This window comes from Paenibacillus sp. MMO-177, assembly GCF_037147795.1.
Taxonomy (GTDB): Bacteria; Bacillota; Bacilli; order Paenibacillales; family Paenibacillaceae; genus Pristimantibacillus.
Genome location: NZ_JBBCUR010000011.1, coordinates 65,337 through 80,827, shown reverse-complemented (window position 1 = coordinate 80,827; position 15,491 = coordinate 65,337). Strand labels below are relative to the sequence as shown.

General features: G+C 50.7%; 13 protein-coding genes. All 13 read right to left on the bottom strand.

All coding sequences use genetic code 11. The annotated features are described in order from the left end of the window. Positions 1-73 precede the first annotated feature (73 nt). Positions 74-457 (bottom strand): nuclear transport factor 2 family protein, encoded by a 384-nt coding sequence (locus WFK81_RS25740; RefSeq protein ID WP_336789614.1) that lies wholly within the window; start codon positions 455-457, stop codon positions 74-76. 252 nt (positions 458-709) lie between these two features. Further along, on the bottom strand, positions 710-2,140 hold the full coding sequence (locus WFK81_RS25735) for an MATE family efflux transporter (RefSeq protein ID WP_336789613.1): 1,431 nt from the start codon (positions 2,138-2,140) through the stop codon (positions 710-712). A 42-nt stretch (positions 2,141-2,182) separates the two neighbouring features. Then, the gene (locus WFK81_RS25730) at positions 2,183-4,501 is read right to left on the bottom strand and encodes a glycoside hydrolase family 95 protein (protein WP_336789611.1); all 2,319 of its coding nucleotides are present in this window, start codon (positions 4,499-4,501) and stop codon (positions 2,183-2,185) included. A gap of 6 nt (positions 4,502-4,507) precedes the next feature. Continuing rightward, positions 4,508-5,254 (bottom strand): response regulator transcription factor, encoded by a 747-nt coding sequence (locus WFK81_RS25725; protein ID WP_336789609.1) that lies wholly within the window; start codon positions 5,252-5,254, stop codon positions 4,508-4,510. Then, entirely contained in the window at positions 5,202-6,974 is a 1,773-nt protein-coding gene (locus WFK81_RS25720; protein ID WP_336789778.1) for a sensor histidine kinase, read from the bottom strand. Before WFK81_RS25720 ends, WFK81_RS25725 begins: the two co-directional genes overlap by 53 nt. Before the next feature lie 116 nt (positions 6,975-7,090). Then, positions 7,091-8,908 (bottom strand): beta-L-arabinofuranosidase domain-containing protein, encoded by a 1,818-nt coding sequence (locus tag WFK81_RS25715; protein WP_336789607.1) that lies wholly within the window; start codon positions 8,906-8,908, stop codon positions 7,091-7,093. Positions 8,909-9,009: 101 nt separating this feature from the next. After that, positions 9,010-10,602, bottom strand: a complete 1,593-nt coding sequence (locus tag WFK81_RS25710) for an extracellular solute-binding protein (RefSeq protein ID WP_336789605.1) — start codon at positions 10,600-10,602, stop codon at positions 9,010-9,012. 65 nt (positions 10,603-10,667) lie between these two features. After that, a complete protein-coding gene (locus tag WFK81_RS25705; RefSeq protein WP_336789603.1) occupies positions 10,668-11,549 on the bottom strand; it encodes a carbohydrate ABC transporter permease in 882 nt (293 codons plus the stop codon). A gap of 15 nt (positions 11,550-11,564) precedes the next feature. Continuing rightward, positions 11,565-12,548 carry an ABC transporter permease gene (locus tag WFK81_RS25700; RefSeq protein ID WP_336789601.1) on the bottom strand — a complete coding sequence of 328 codons (984 nt, stop codon included), beginning with the start codon at positions 12,546-12,548 and terminating at the stop codon, positions 11,565-11,567. A gap of 209 nt (positions 12,549-12,757) precedes the next feature. Further along, entirely contained in the window at positions 12,758-13,084 is a 327-nt protein-coding gene (locus WFK81_RS25695) for a DUF1048 domain-containing protein (RefSeq protein ID WP_336789599.1), read from the bottom strand. A 33-nt stretch (positions 13,085-13,117) separates the two neighbouring features. Then, entirely contained in the window at positions 13,118-13,465 is a 348-nt protein-coding gene (locus tag WFK81_RS25690) for a DUF1048 domain-containing protein (protein ID WP_336789597.1), read from the bottom strand. Next, positions 13,462-13,770: a PadR family transcriptional regulator gene (locus WFK81_RS25685; protein WP_336789595.1), complete on the bottom strand. Its 309-nt coding sequence runs from the start codon at positions 13,768-13,770 to the stop codon at positions 13,462-13,464. Before WFK81_RS25685 ends, WFK81_RS25690 begins: the two co-directional genes overlap by 4 nt. A 161-nt stretch (positions 13,771-13,931) precedes the next feature. Beyond that, a complete protein-coding gene (locus WFK81_RS25680; protein WP_336789592.1) occupies positions 13,932-15,257 on the bottom strand; it encodes an ABC transporter substrate-binding protein in 1,326 nt (441 codons plus the stop codon). Positions 15,258-15,491 lie beyond the last annotated feature (234 nt).

Sequence of the window (15,491 nt, the reverse complement as noted above, 5' to 3'; positions counted from 1 at the left end):
TAAAGCCCAGCTCAGTCTACTTTTTCACGGTCTCATACTTTATTTTCTCAAGACAGAAAAAACATTGTATTGCTCAACTGTAATCTTCAATCAATGAGATCTTTCCTTCCTTAATCTCGTATTTTGACTTTCCATTTAATTGCAGCTTATCCCCCATTTTTAATCCGTTAGGAAAATTCACGGCAAGAATACCTTCATAATCTATTCCAACCTCTACTTTGTCATTTATGATACTGCACTCGGTGATTATCTGGCGACGGCTGGAGAACATCGTTGACGACTGTTCTGCCAATTCTCTAAACGCTTGTATTCCTCTCGTTTCCGTGGTAGTTTCTCCGTTGGAAATATTCCTAAATACTATATCCTTGTGCAAGAGGTGAACCATGCCTTCAATATTAAATGTATTGTATGCCTCAAGATAATTTTCAATTATACCCCTTATTTCATTGCGAACCATAAACATACTCCTCTCCTTAACCTGTTTATATAGAAGACTTATTTTTAATACAATAGTACCATATTTTGGAACAATTCTGTTCGTTAGCTTAAAGAAGAGTAGACTGTCACACTTTACTTTAGTGATTCTTTTGTCATTGTAGTATAGAGGAATATGTAGGTTTTAAAACAAACGACAAGAATACGTACACATCAAAAAAAACTTGTACTATACCAAAAACAGCCGGTAGCAATTACCGGCTGTTAGCTCATTTTACATATGTCCGGCAGCTGAGGTTACCGGTATTTTTCCCGTCGTCGCTTTCACTCGGGACCAGTCGAGCGTCAAATAGCGCCATCCGTTAGCAACAGCCGAAAGAACGATCAGCAAGCATAACGCGGACCAAGCGCCGGTTTGCCCCCAATCGAGCACCCTGGTCAAGAGAATCGTTAGCGGAATGAATAGCAGCCAGTTCAAGACAAGCGCCGTCCGGGACAGGAACGTCGTGTCCCCTATGCCTCGAAGTCCGCCGCCGAATATAATGTTTGCCCCTGTGAATAGTTGAACGCAAGCGGTTAGATGAATAAGCGAAATTGCCGTTTCATACACCGCCGTCTCCGAGGTATACAGCTTGGCGATTGGCAAGGCGAACAAGAAGAAGACAACCGAGATCAGCGCCATAAAGATAAGGCCGAGATAAACCGTCACAATCCCGAATCTTCGGGCAGCGACGCCGTTGCCCTTGCCCACTTCCTGTCCAATCCCGATTGTAGCCGCAGCGCCGAAGCCATTCGAAGGCATAAACCCGAAGGACAAGATGTTAAGCGCGATCTCATTGGCGGCTATAGCCGTTGTGCCAAGCCTTGTAATGCATGCGGTAAACACAAGCATTCCAACGCTGTTGGACAGCTCCGTTATGCCAAGCTTGATGCTCTCGAACAAAAGCAGACGCACCTGTTGTATCTCGATGCGTATCCAGCCCCGCGTTGCGTACGGGACGCTCATGAAACCGTAATAGACGATTACACTTAGCAGTAAGGTTACCCCTTCGGCAGTTACCATGCTCCACGCCGCACCTTGAAGCCCAAGCTCCGGGAAACCGAACTTTCCATAGGCAAGGACATAGGTTAAGCTTACGACCAGCGCGCTATTGACGAGCGAGAGAGCCATTGGCGTACGCGTATCCCCGACGGCCCGCATATAAGCAAAGAATACGGTATTAAACATCGTAAAGATCAGAGCAATCATTCTTACCAGAAGGTAAGGTGTGCCAAGGGAGAGGATGGTCTCGTTCGAGCCCATCAGGTAGAGAATGCCGTAAGGAAGCAGGAAGCTGCCTATGAGCAGGGTAATCCCCTGTACGGCCGTAATGATCAGCGCAATCTGCATCCGTTGGTTTCCCTGCCGGATATTGCCGGAGCCGTAGTTCTGCGCGACGAGAAAGTTAATCGCCCCTTGTACGCCGGAGAATAAGGCCCACAGATTGTAAATGATAATATTCGTAATGCCCACAACCGCAATGGACGCCGCTCCCAAATTTCCGACGATCATTAGCACCAGCAATCCGGTAAAAGTCATGGAGGAGAAGGTCGCGATAGACGGGATCGCTAATGTTAGGATTCGTTTGACCAACAGCAAGACTGCACCTCTTCGCAGGGAATTCGATTCTGCCTGCTCTTTACCGTAGGCAAAACCTGCTTTCATTATAGGAGGGAGTCTTCCCGCTGAAAAGAAGTGATATGAAGATCAGTTACTATCCTTGGGTATAGCATGGATGACGACGGCAATGTCTGCCTCCCCGTCAATCGACAGCAAACCGCTCGTCTTTTCCGAATCAAAGGCTAATCCTTCTCCCGACAAACCTACGGGGTGATCGCAACGCACGCGGTATGTCCCTTGACGGTCGGGCGTTAGAATTGCTTGATGGATGACTCCTTTTCTCCAAGCGATATCCACCGTGACGCCGCCGCGGGCCCTAAGTCCCCGGACTTCGCCGTCCGGCCATGCCTTCGGAAGGGCGGGCAGCAAATGGATGCAATCCTCGTGGCTCTGCAAAAGCATTTCCGCAATGCCTGCCGTGCCCCCGAAATTGCCATCGATTTGAAAAGGCGGATGGTTGTCTAATAAATTCGGCAGTGTAGAGTGGGACAATAAAGCGGTTACGTTGGCATACGCTTCCTCCGCGTCCCGCAGTCTTGCCCAGAAGTTAACGATCCAGGCCCGGCTCCAGCCGGTATGCCCTCCTCCGTTCTCCAAGCGGCGCTCCAGCGTTCGGCGAGCGGCATCGCTAAGTTCCGGCGTATGATCCGGCGTAATTTGGGTGCCTGGATGCAGGGCGAACAGATGCGAGATGTGGCGGTGACCAAGCTCCACCTCCTCGTAGTCCTCGTACCATTCCTGCAGCTGGCCGTGACGTCCGATGCGGGATGGGGGAAGCTTGCCCAGCGCCTTCTTCAGCTCCTCCGGAAAGTCTTCGTCTTCGGATTCGAGCCTTTCTCCCGCTGCTAGGCATGCTTGAAACAGCTCACCGGCAATTTGGCTGTCCATGGACGGCCCGTAGCATAGCACGCCTGTCTCCCCGTTCGGCAGCCGATAGGTATTCTCGGGAGAAACCGATGGGCAGGTGACCCATTCCCCGCCGGGAAGCTCGACTAGATAATCAAGCAGGAAGACCGCCGCTTCCTTCATCATCGGGTAAGCGCGCCCTAGGAACGTCTTGTCTTCCCCGTATCGATAATGCTCCCAAAGGTGAAGGGACAGCCATGCGAGACCAAGCGGCCAATAGGTCGACGAAGGCCACAAATCCTGAGGAGCCGTGTCCGCCCAAATGTCCGTGTTGTGATGGGCGGCGCTTCCGCGGCAGCCATACATGGACCGGGCGGTATGCCTGCCGTTAGGAATCATGCGCTCGATCAGGTCGAAGAGCGGCAAGTGGCACTCCGCCAAATGGCAGCTCTCAGCAGGCCAATAATTCATCTGCGTATTGATGTTGATGGTGAATTTGCTGTCCCAGGCGGGAAGCATATCTTTGTTCCAAATTCCTTGCAAATTCGCGGGCAGCGACCCGGGCCTGCTCGAAGCGATCAGAAGGTAACGACCATAATGAAAATATAAGGCAATAAGACCATGATCCTCGCGGCCGGCCTTAACGTTAGCGAGTCGTTCCGAGGTATCCCGCTGCGTCTTGGTCTTCAGGCCGGATTCGGCGCCTAACGAAAGGCTTGTTCGGGCGTACAGTCCGCGGTAATCCGAAATATGCGAAGCCCGCAGTTCCTCATAAGAGGCTGCGGCAACGCGTCCGGCGTCGCCAAGCGCCGCAGCCTCGGGGTCGGCCTCGCGGAAATCCGTCGACGCGGTCACGACCAGAATAACGGAATCCGCGTTCGAGACGACCAGATGCTCGCCAATCGTTCGCATGCTGCCTCCCTCGGGCTTGCATGCAAGGACTCCGCAATACCGGACGCCTCCGCCGCTGTTCCCGCTCATGATGATCTTACCGTTCTCCGCCCGAATCTCGTCCACATAACGGAACCGTTCGCGTCCCATTCGGGCGGTAAACGAAATCTGGCCGGGAACATCCGCCTTAACCCTCATCACGATTGCTCTGTCCGGATAGCTCGCGAAAATTTCGCGGACGAAGTTTGTTTCTCCCGCCCTATAGGAAACGCGAACAATAGCCTCGGATAAATCAAGCCGTCTTTCGTAATTCTCAATCTCGCCGGCGTGCTCGAATTGGAGGAACAGGTCGCCGAGCGGAACATAATGACGCTGGGTTTCGGGAATGGCGGTCAGCGCCATCGAAGCCAGACGCTCGGCTTCCCGAAGCTTTCCCTCGAGTATAAGCTTGCGAATTTCTGCCAAATTCGGCAGGGCATCCGGATTATGCCGGTCTCTGGGGCCCCCGTACCATAAGGAATCCTCGTTTAATTGCATGCGTTCCGCAATCGGATCGCCAAATATCATGGCTCCCAAGCGCCCATTGCCGATCGGCAGGGCTTCGTCCCATTGCCCGGCAGGAGTATGATAGAGCAGCGTATCCTCGTATTCGCGATTGCTCTCCAGCATTTGCGTTCAATCCCTTCCGTTAATTGATGGAATCCGTTCGTCGTCTTCCTGAATTTCGCGATAAGCGCCGGGAGTCGTGCCTGCGTACTTTTTGAACACCTTCGCAAAGTAATGCTTGGTGTCGAAACCGACCTGCTGACTAATTGCGCATACCGTCAGATGAGGCTGCGTTTTCAATAGTTTCTGCGCCTCCCGGATCCGCAGCGAATTTAAGTAATTCACAAAGGTATCGCCCGTCTCCTTCTTGAACAGGCTGCTGATATAATTCGGGTGCAGGCTCATTCGTTCCGCGAGGTGATCGAGAGACAAATCTTTCATGTAATTCGACTGCAAATAGGCTAGTATCCGCTCGGCATGCCGGCTGTACTCCGTATCGGATGCGGCGGGAAGCTCTTCCTTGACTCGGCTGAGCAGGGCTGCGATTTCCTTCTTGTCCAAGGGCTTCAGCAAATAATCCACAACGCCCGAGCGAAGTGCCTGGCGGACATAGTCGAACTCGTCATAGCCGGTCAGGATAATGAATCGGTCGCATAATCCCTCAAGCCTGGCGTCCCGAATCAATTCGAAACCGTTCTTCTCGGGCATATTAATATCGGTTACGGTCACATCGGGCATAAAGCGCTTCATGGCTTCCAGCGCCTCCAATGCGTTGAAGGCCGAGCAAATGTCGGAACCGGCCGGCGCGACCTCTTCTATGATTTTAACCAACCCTTTCAGAATCAAAGGTTCGTCGTCTACGATCAAGATCTTCATCGTCCACCGCCGTCCTTTTCTCAATAATAATGCGCATGCAGGTTCCCTTGCCGGGCTCGCTGATGATTTCCAATCGGGAATTTCCGCCGAAAAACCCCTTGACTCTTTCGTTGACATTTTTCAAGCCTACGCCAGCCGGTTCATCCGATTTCTTGAATTCATCGTGCCTGGTCAGCCGTTCGCGCAGCTCGAGAAGCCGCTCAAGCGGAATCCCGTTTCCGTTGTCGGAGACTTCGATCGCAACCTCGGATTCCGTTTCCGTTGCTTGCAGCCGGATATGGACGGGACGCAGAACGGCGGAAGCCCCATGCACGATGCTGTTTTCGATAAGAGGCTGCAGGAGAAAGCGCGGACAGGAAAGCTTGTCGGCCTCCAGCTGAACGTCAATCTCGTAGGTCAGCCTACTTTGAAGCCTCATTTTGTGGATGTTCATGTAAAAGGCAACCATCTCGATTTCCTTCGCGAGAACCGTTTCCTGCTGCGCGGACGACAAGCTGTACCGCATCAGCTTCCCGAACCAGAAGGATATATCGGCAACTTCCTTGTCGTTGTTGGCTTCTGCGACCATTCGGATCGTTTCCAGCGTGTTGTATAGAAAATGAGGCTTAATCTGCGCTTGCAGCACCTGGTATGCCGCTTCTTTGTTGCGAAGCTCAGCCCGGTGGACATTATTAATAAGCTCGTCCATCCTCCCGACCATGGAGTTGTAGGTAACGATCAGGAACCCGATTTCGTCCTTTTCATACCTGCCGCTTGGGATCGTCAGCTGCCTTAGGTTATTGTCGCTCAGAGTGCGCATATGCCGGGCCAAGCGGAGAATTCGTTTCGTAATCGTAGAAGCCAGCAAATAATAGGCGATGGATAAGGCGATGAGCAGCAGTACGATGATCGTCACCAAGACGACCTCTTTCTGCTTCACGGAACGGAATACGTCTCCCACCTGACCGGTGATGATAACGCGAACGTCCAGGGGCTCAAGCTTTAGCTGATTGACAATCATATTCCGGTTGATAAAAAAATTCCGTTCCTCCGCTTGCAGAATACTCAGCGTCTTCTTGTCCAATCCTGCCGCTTCGTTCGTAAGCCATTGACCTTGCCCGGAGAGCAGAGCGGCTTTCCAATTTCCCTCCACGCCGGCAGCGGCATAAAAGTTGCGGATTAAGCTATTGCTGACCCGCATTTCAAGGAGGCCGATCCGTTCCGTAATTTGCGTATTATAGATGTACTGGTAATAAATCAAGTCCGGATCGGATACGCGAGGATCGGCGCGCAGCCATATCCCGTTACCGGCTTTCAGAGACGCGACGGTGGCCTCGGTTTGCGGATCCAGCATGGACCAGTCCCGAAACAGATTGGTTATGGGCAGCACCCGATCCTTCATTTTATAGATAACGATAGATTCGATCTCCGGATTGGCGAACATCGATTGGGTGTATAGCGGGAGAATATACCGGGTCAGCGCGTAGACGCTGTCCGCGTCGGAATCATATACGCCATCCAAATAGTCGGTCAAATAAGGATTGTATTGCATCACCCGGTGGACCGATTGAATCCGGGCGAAATCCGTCTTCATATTGGCGTAAGCCTGCTCCAGAATCTTTTGCCTGCTCTCTACGAATTGTTGGGTCAAGTTTCCGTAGATTTGCGTGTAATAGTGATAACCGAAAGCGATAACCGGGATAAAGATCATAATGACGTAGCCAAGCACGATCTTGCGCATGATGCTCACGGATGCTTTTCCCTCCATTATGGAATCCATATATCGTAAACGTATCACGTACTCCATAATTCCGCTAGAGTCGCATTTCCCCGGAGCCATCCGTCGAAAGCCGATCGTTAACTTCCTCCGTAGGCCGCTCTTCCGTCCGCCGCAAAGGAAAAGCCGCGTTCCGGCGCCGCAAGTCCCGACCAATCGATATAAACGGAATACGATTCCTCCTCGACTCTAAATAACGGAATGAATCTGGCTTGAGTTCCCCTATCGTCTTCGACGATAACCTCCAGCTTTCCATCCTTTACCCTGCCGGCCAGCTTCTCCTCGAGATTCTGATCGGATATTCCTGTCAATGGCTTGTCGTCACCGACCCTGGCGAGGAGCACGCTGCCGTATAGGAGAGCTGCCGATGCTTCCGATCCCGGAAGCGGAATCAGCCTCAAGGAAGCTTCGATTTCAATGTCGATCCGATCCCCATTACGAAATAGGCGTTCGACTACGATATACCCTTCTTCCTTTTCGAGATGGATGCCTTCGTCATTAATTCTTATGTTCTTGACGGCTTTTTCCTTAAACATCATCCGAAGCTCCGCCGGCTCATCCATTTCGAAATGCAGCGCGGAAATTAGACTATCGGGAAAACTTGTCCGTTGATGAATAACGATTCCGCGCTCCTTCCATGCTGCCTGCGAGGAAACAAAAGCATTAAGAAGAATGGCGTTTCCGTTCCTAAACCAGATGTTTTTTTGCAGTTCGCTCATGGCTTCGATCCCTGACCCGGTGCAGCACCAGAAGGAATGATACGGTTCGCTGAATTTTTTCACCGCATTTGTTCCAAGCGGCTGATGATATTGGGAAAGACCCGTTTTAGCGCTTGCGCTATTCAAGACCGCGTTGTACTTCAGGGATTCCAGATGGTCCAAATACCCGGTCTCCGGCGACCATTCCAGCAAGCGCTCCACAATTTTTTCCGTATTATGCGCGCAGCAGCTTTCGCTTTCTCCCCCGGTCAGCGCATCCGCCAATTGACCGTAACCACCCCAATGCTCCGCTTTCTCCGATACTCCGCCCCGGATAAAGGCTGTCGCCTTGGAGCTGTTGTTTCCGTTCGCGAAGGTTCTCCCCTTCAAGAAATCGTAGAAACGGAGAGCCGATTTCTTATAGGAGTCTTCTTCTCCTATCTTGTAGCGGTGCATGGCTGCAAGAATCATCGGAAGGTGAGTGTTGGCATGCAGGTCCTCCAATACATCCCTGCCTTCCGCAAGCGGCCCCAGCCAGTAATCCCTGTCAAAAATACGGGCCAGGCCGAGGAGCATGGCATCTCCGGTCAACTCGTATAACGTATAAAGGGAGTCTCCCAAACCGCCAAACTCGTTTACGGGATTTACTTTCGTGCAGCGAAGAATGCCATCGATCTTCCAATGGGAGAGACGTTCGAATCTTCCTCGAATATAATGCGCAAGATTGACCGCAAGCTCCAGCGCTTGCGCATGGTGCAAATATTTATAGCAATCGATCAAGCCCTGCATGATTTTGTGGAGGGTATAGTAGGGAGCCCATACGTTGCGGTTCTCTTCGAGCTCCAGGACGTCAAGCTTTTCCTCCTCGAAGGCGCTTAAATAGCCGCTTGGCTGTGCGCACGCCTGCAAGACGCCGACAATTTCACTCGCCTTAGTCTTCAATGTTTCATCGTGATCGCCATATGCGAATTTGGCGCACGCGGACAGAAAATGTCCGACGAAGTGTCCTCTTAAGCCGCAATCCGGTGCCTCCCAGCCGCCTAGAGGTTCCGCTGCGGACGAAATTCCCGCGTTAATCTTGAACGTGTGCATCAGACGCTCATGATCAAACTCTCGAATGTATGCTTTTGCAAGTTCTCTCCTGGAAGCAAAAACATCGTCGGTTAACCTGACTTCGTCCAATTCAAACGAAATGAACATACCGCTTAGCCTCATCCTTTCGCAAACGCAAATTGTGGTAGAACGGATTATAGCATACAAAGTCCGGTAGCAACGCATCGCGCTGCTGCCGGACTTTGCCCTTATTTTTTAAACAAACCCTTTTTCTTCTGATACGTTTCGTTTGCCCAATCCACCAAGCGGTTCAAACCGATCTTCTCCGCGTTCTTCACCATGGTCTCGTAGTTTGCCACGGCCTCTTCTTCCGATTTCGCCAAGTAAATTTTGACCTTTTCGTTTTTGATCATCTCGTCGATCTTCGTCTTAATCGTCTTCTCTTCGGAATCCGGCTGCAACTGAATCAAACCAAGCTCCGGCTTGTATACCGTAAACGCTTTTTTCTCCATCAAGGCTTTCGTTTTCTGAGCCCCCGGCACGTAACTCAGCATTCCTTCGGTAACGCCGTCGTTGTACAAGTACCACCATTTAATTCCGTTCGTGTTGACGAAATCGGCATCGGACGGATCGTATTTCAAATTCGGATAACCTTCGTCATTCCAAGTCCAATGTTCGCCCTCAACGCCAAACATGGTCAATTTCTTTCCTTCGTCGCTCGCGAGATATTGAAGGAATTTAATCGATGCTTCTGGATCCTTGTTATTCTTCGTGATAAAAGTGCCTGCGAAGCCTAGTCCCGAGCTGACCGCTTTCGTATTTTTTGAAATAGCGCTAGGCAGCATCTGGAACGTATACGAACCGCCCGCGTTTTTAACCTTAATATTGTCCATATCCGCTACGCTGACCGTATGGCTATGCGCGAAAGCCTTCCCGCTGGTCGCATACTGATCGTCGATTTGATCGTTCGTATAGGCAAAGTTCTCGGCCAGAATATCCCCTTCGCGGTAAAGACGGTTCATAAATTTGAAAAATTCCAGCATTTCGGGTTGTCTAATCGCATAGTCCACTTTTCCGTCCCGCTCGTACCAGCCGTCCAGAAGACCTTCGACGCCGAACTGCTGCAGGAAGTATTGCTCGATCCAGTCCTTATCCATAATGAGCGGCACCATATCCGGATATTTTTGTTTAACCATGCCCAATACCTTTACAAAATTATCGATGGTGTCAATCGGGGGATTTCCGAGCTCTTTCAGGATATCCTCGCGCACTGCGATACCCGGGTTGCCGTCGCTTCCCAGCGAGTATTTGTTCGCAGCCATTTCCTCCTGCGTCGCAAAGGAGTTGCGCACCGTATAGAAATTGCCGTCATCCATGGTGTGTATCGCGATTCTTGTCGGGTCGATTTTAAAGTCCGGCGCGTATTTCTCGATGAGTTCATTCCATGGATAGGAAAGCTTTGAATCGGACATCCGGTCGATATTGGCATAAGTGAACACCAGGTCCGGAAGGTCTCCGGAAGCGATCATCAGCGGAAGCTGCTTATCGTCCGTCGCGACCGTTACTTTCAGCTTAATTCCCGTCTTTTTCGTAATTTCCTCGGCAACGGGGCCCTTCCATTCCTTCACCGGATACCAGGAGGCATCAATAAACAAGGACAGCTCCTTCACCTCGTTGCTTTTTGCGGGCGAATCGGGGGTTGTCCCCGGAGAGTTGGCGGCGGCTGCGTTGTTCTTCTGACCGTCGTTATTGCTATTTCCGCCGCATGCGGACATTAACGTTATCGTCATCATGAGGATGAGCGATAGGAGCAGAGCCTTCTTCCCTTTGTTTCTGTTCAATGTAACCCCTCCAACAAGTGATGTTTATATTAAAGCAAACGCTTTAATATCATGCCAATTCATAATCAGCCCTTCACGGAACCTAACATAATGCCCTGAATAAAAAATCTTTGAAGAAACGGATACACGCATACGATAGGCGCGATGGAAATCACCATGGCCGCTACCTGAAGCGAATAGCTGGTAACGCCCGCCGAGGCACTGTTCGCAACGGCAATAGCGTCCATCGGAGCGTTGCTCTTGTTGATGACCTCCATCATCCGGAAGGCGAGCGTCCGCAGACCTTCCGATTGCACGAAGTAGGCGGAATCAAGCCAAGAGTTCCACTGTCCCACTCCCAAGAATAACGACATGGTTGCAATAAGCGGCATCGAGACGGGAAGAATGATCCGGTAGAAAATAACAAGCTCGCTGGCACCGTCCATATGGGCCGATTCTTTTAATTCGCCCGGAATCTCTTGAAAGAACGAAATGGCTATCAAGAGGAAGAACGTACTCAGCATGGACGGAATCACATAGACCCCAAACGTGTTCAACAGTCCAACGGAGCGCAGAACGACGTAGTACGGGATAAGACCGCCGGAAAAATACATCGCGAATATAATGACCGTGAAATAGCCTTTACGAAACAGCAGATCCCGGTGCGACAATCCGTAAGCGACCAAGCAGGTAAAAAGGACGCCCAAAGCTGTTCCTGCAAGCGTTCTCATAATCGTGACCAAAAAAGCGCGGTACCAGTGGGGATCATCCAAAAACCTGACGTAATTCTCAAAAGTAAAGGTTCTTGGCCATAAATAAACGCCGCCAAGAAGCGAATCGGTTCCTTTATTAAAGGAAAGAATCAGGACGTAATAAAACGGATAAAGCATCGATAACGTCAGAATGGTTAATAACGCATATATCAAGGCATCCATGACGCGGTCTTTTTGTTTCTGGCTGAGCTGCATGCCCGCTCCCCTTTCCTAGAATAGACTTGAACCTGAAGAACGTTTGGCGATGAAATTGCTGGAGAAGATCAGGACGACGGAAATGACGGATTGAATCAAATCAATGGCTGCCGCATAAGAAAATCTTCCGTCCCTTAAACCGACCTTAAACGCATAGGTTTGCACGATCTCCGAGGTCGGATTATTGATGCTGTTGCCGAACAGAAACGCCTGCTCGAAGTTGGACCCGACTAAGCCTCCGCCCAGAATGCTTCCGATGGTCAAAATAAGCACGACAACTATCGTTCCTTTCATTCCGGGGAACGTGATATGGCGAATTCGGGCCAAACGGCCGGCTCCGTCGATCTGCGCGGCCTCGTACAGCGACGGATTGATTCCCGCGATCGCGGCCAGGAAGATGATCGTCCACCAGCCCATTTCCTTCCACACGGCGCTTCCCGTCGCAAATCCCCAAAAGTAGCTGGGATTGGTCAATACGTCAATCGGTTTGTCTATCAAACCCAGCCCTAGCAGCGCTTTGTTGATCATCCCGACATCGGTCGACAGGAAGGCGAAAGCGATCCCCGCAACAACGACCCACGAGATGAAATGGGGCAAATAGCTGATCGTCTGGACAAACCGCTTAAATTTCAAATTTTTCACTTCGCTTAATAGAATGGCCAGCAATATGGGAGCCGGAAAAGCGAAGAAGACTTTTAGAAGACTTAAAGCCAGCGTATTGCGGACAATCATTCCGAACTGGTAGTCGCCCACGAATTCCTTGAAATGCTTTAATCCCACCCAATCGCTTGTGAAAATCCCCTTGATCCCTGTAGAGATGGAATATTGCTTAAAAGCCATTAGAATGCCGAACATCGGCGTATAAGCGAAAATCAATAAAAAAATCATGCCAAGCCCGACGAAAAGGTGCAGCGTTTTTTGTTTTTTGAACCGCTTCCAAAATTGCAGTCGCTGCTCTGTGTTTCCCTTGTTTCCCGTTACCCGAGTATCCAACTCCATTTCCGTTCCTCCTTTTTTCTCAGTGTACGCTTCCGGACAAAGCCGCCGAAAGCCAACATTCTTAAGAAAGCGTTGTCATTTTTAAAGATTGCCGCACAAACCAAAAGCCGCCCACGTATGGACGGCTTTGTTTGTTGCGCCAAGGCTAAGAGCTGCACGTTCCTCAATGGCAGCTCGCATAGCTAATATGCATGCTCTAATGGCGGCCCTTATTTCTTGCTCTTGCCCTTCTTGTCTATGGATTCTTGATAAAGGTCAGCGTACGTCATTGAATCCTTGACCAGTTCGTCGCAGAAAGCCGCTACATCCTTGCCCGTCACTTCGAGCACGCCTTTCCCCTGTGCCGCTCCCTCTTCAAACAGGTCGACGATTCCGGAGAGCAGCCCCGTTCCTTCCGTTAGTTCGACAGGGCCAACCTTAAAGAAATATTTCTGCATCTCTTTGTAAACAATCTGATAATCGTGAGGGAGCGCTTTGACCCGCGCCACATGCGCCCTCCACTCTTTTTTGCCTTGGATGATATCCTGTATACTCATGTTTACCCTCCTCCTAAGCATGATGAACTTAAGCTACTTGCCTAATTTTTTGGCAATATTATGATTCAGCTGCTGGCGCCACTTGTCTCGAAACGTTTTTGCTCCTTCTTCGCCGGCGAGCGCCGAACAGAAGCCCTTGAGATCGTCTCCGAGCACTTCGTGGACACGCTGACCGTCCGCCGCCGTCTCTTCAAGCAGTCCCAGCACGCCGTCCAGAATCGGCATGAGATTACGGCCCGTAAAATCTGCGTGCGGCCAAAGATTGGCCTGGATTTTCTCCCAAGCGGCTTGATAATCGGCCGGCAGCTTGCGGGCCCGCGCTTCAAAAGCCTTTAATTCCCTAGTCATGTCGCTGCCGGTGATTTTTTCCCAAAAATTCATTGCCCTCTCTCCTTTAACTCGTTGATTCTCGAGGATACGAACCCCCACTTTTCCCAGAACCTCCGCAGCTCCTCGCGCCCCGCGTCATTGATAGCGAAAAATTTTCGCGGCGGTCCCATGTCGGAGGGTTTCTTGGTGGTCTCCACCAGCTTATTCTTCTCGAGCCGAATCAGAATCGTATATACCGTTCCTTCTACAACATCCGTGAAGCCAAGGGCATTCAGCCGCCTCGTAATTTCATAGCCGTAGGTTTCGTTGCGGCTTATTATTTCAAGGACGCAGCCCTCGAGCACTCCTTTGAGCATTTCCGTTATGTTTTCCAGCACAATCACCTCTAGCTATTCTGTATAACTGGTATGCAGTAATACTTACTACAGCTATAAAGTATCACTAAGTAGTCGGGTTGTCAATGGGCTTTAAGCCGTTTATAAACAAAAGAAAGCCGCCCTTAGCGGACGGCTAACCGTTATTTGATGCTTTGCTGCTTCCACTGCTCGCGCAGTTGAAGCGTTTTTTGGTTCCAGGCTTCGGTCTCCGGGATCAGATGCTTCATGTCATAACCGTTGAACACGATCTCGTTAATCATGTTGACCCAGTTGTACTCGGAGAAGCCGGGAATGGTTGCCCCCGGGAGAACGAGGACGTTGTCCTTGTTCATCTTGACCGCCTCGATATTCCGGCCCTGCCAGATCGGAGCTTTGTCGATATAATCGGTTAACTCCGGATCAATAACGGAAGCGTTGGCGCCTTCGTCGATCTTCCACTTCTGCGCTTCCAGCTCGAACTGGAAGCTGATCCATCTGTATGCTTCGTCCTTATGCTCCGATCCGCTGAGTAGAGCGAGCGGTCCGTAAATATGGAAAGAATACTGGTTCAGCTTCCCACGGGGGAAGGGCAGAATGTCCCAATTAAACTTCGCATCCCGCTTCAGGCGCGGCAGCAACCAATCGCCTCCTACTTCGAAGGCGGTTTTTCCGTTCAGGAAATTTCGCGGAATATCATGCTGTTCCTTCGCCTTCGACCAAGAGAGCATCGAGCCGTCTCCCGTCACGAAATCGGTCAGCCAGCGCACATCGTCCAGAACGGCCGGCGTATTAAGCAAGCTCTGGGTCATACCTTCATTCAAATAAGCCAGATTGGTGGCATGGCCGTCGGCCGCCGCCTTAATCGGGAGCAGGCGCATGACGAATTCATTGCTGGTCGTAAGTCCGTATTCGCCTTGCGCGGGGTCGGTCACCTGCTTCGCAATGGAGCGGAAGTCATCAAAGGTCCAGCTGTTTGGCGGCATTTCCACCCCATGCTTGGCGAGTAAATCCTTGTTGACGACAATCCACATCGGCACATCCACGAACGGCACGGCTAATCTGCGACCGCGGAAATTCATCGTATCGAAGTAGCCGTCCGGGAGTACTTTATCCTGGAAGGAGGAGTCTTTATCCATATAGGGCTTCAAATTTTCCAAAAGCCCTTTTTCCTCATAAGCAAGCAGGTCACCGTCGATCCAGGCCAGGTCGGCCGGTGTTCCGGCCTTCCGCATCTCATCGATTTTTGCCATAATATCCTTTTCGTTCGCCTCTACCTTAACCGGCTCAATCGTAATCCAAGGATACTTCTCATGGAACCTATCGTATAGCTGCTGGTAACGGTCACCCGCCCAAGTTAGCAGTCTGAGCGTAACGGGAGCAGGCTCTGAAGACTTGGCGGAAGACTCTGGTGTATAGCCGGAGCATGCGGCAAGAAACAGTACAAGCGTCAGGAGTAAACTTCCAATAACGTAACGTCTGTTATTCAATTCATACTCCTCCTTTTATAGCAGACTTGCATGTGAACAAATTCTACCCTAAACTCCCTAAACTTCGGACCGTCTACCTGGACCGCTAGTTCAACCTGCAAACAAAATTTCCTTACATCCTTTCATTTTTTCCTTATAGTGCTGAGTGAAGCCAATTTGTGATCCTTTACTCACGGGATAAGCACTTTTTTTCCTAATACGGCACTTCGATTTCGCTGTTCATGCAAAAAGTAA

Bases quoted from the DNA above. Each gene is read 5' to 3' on its own strand.
- WFK81_RS25740 (WP_336789614.1), bottom strand. From the start codon at position 457: ATGGTTCGCAATGAAATAAGGGGTATAATTGAAAATTATCTTGAGGCA.
- WFK81_RS25735 (WP_336789613.1), bottom strand. From the start codon at position 2,140: ATGAAAGCAGGTTTTGCCTACGGTAAAGAGCAGGCAGAATCGAATTCC.
- WFK81_RS25730 (WP_336789611.1), bottom strand. From the start codon at position 4,501: ATGCTGGAGAGCAATCGCGAATACGAGGATACGCTGCTCTATCATACT.
- WFK81_RS25725 (WP_336789609.1), bottom strand. From the start codon at position 5,254: ATGAAGATCTTGATCGTAGACGACGAACCTTTGATTCTGAAAGGGTTG.
- WFK81_RS25720 (WP_336789778.1), bottom strand. From the start codon at position 6,974: ATGCGCAAGATCGTGCTTGGCTACGTCATTATGATCTTTATCCCGGTT.
- WFK81_RS25715 (WP_336789607.1), bottom strand. From the start codon at position 8,908: ATGTTCATTTCGTTTGAATTGGACGAAGTCAGGTTAACCGACGATGTT.
- WFK81_RS25705 (WP_336789603.1), bottom strand. From the start codon at position 11,549: ATGCAGCTCAGCCAGAAACAAAAAGACCGCGTCATGGATGCCTTGATA.
- WFK81_RS25700 (WP_336789601.1), bottom strand. From the start codon at position 12,548: ATGGAGTTGGATACTCGGGTAACGGGAAACAAGGGAAACACAGAGCAG.
- WFK81_RS25695 (WP_336789599.1), bottom strand. From the start codon at position 13,084: ATGAGTATACAGGATATCATCCAAGGCAAAAAAGAGTGGAGGGCGCAT.
- WFK81_RS25690 (WP_336789597.1), bottom strand. From the start codon at position 13,465: ATGAATTTTTGGGAAAAAATCACCGGCAGCGACATGACTAGGGAATTA.
- WFK81_RS25685 (WP_336789595.1), bottom strand. From the start codon at position 13,770: ATGCTCAAAGGAGTGCTCGAGGGCTGCGTCCTTGAAATAATAAGCCGC.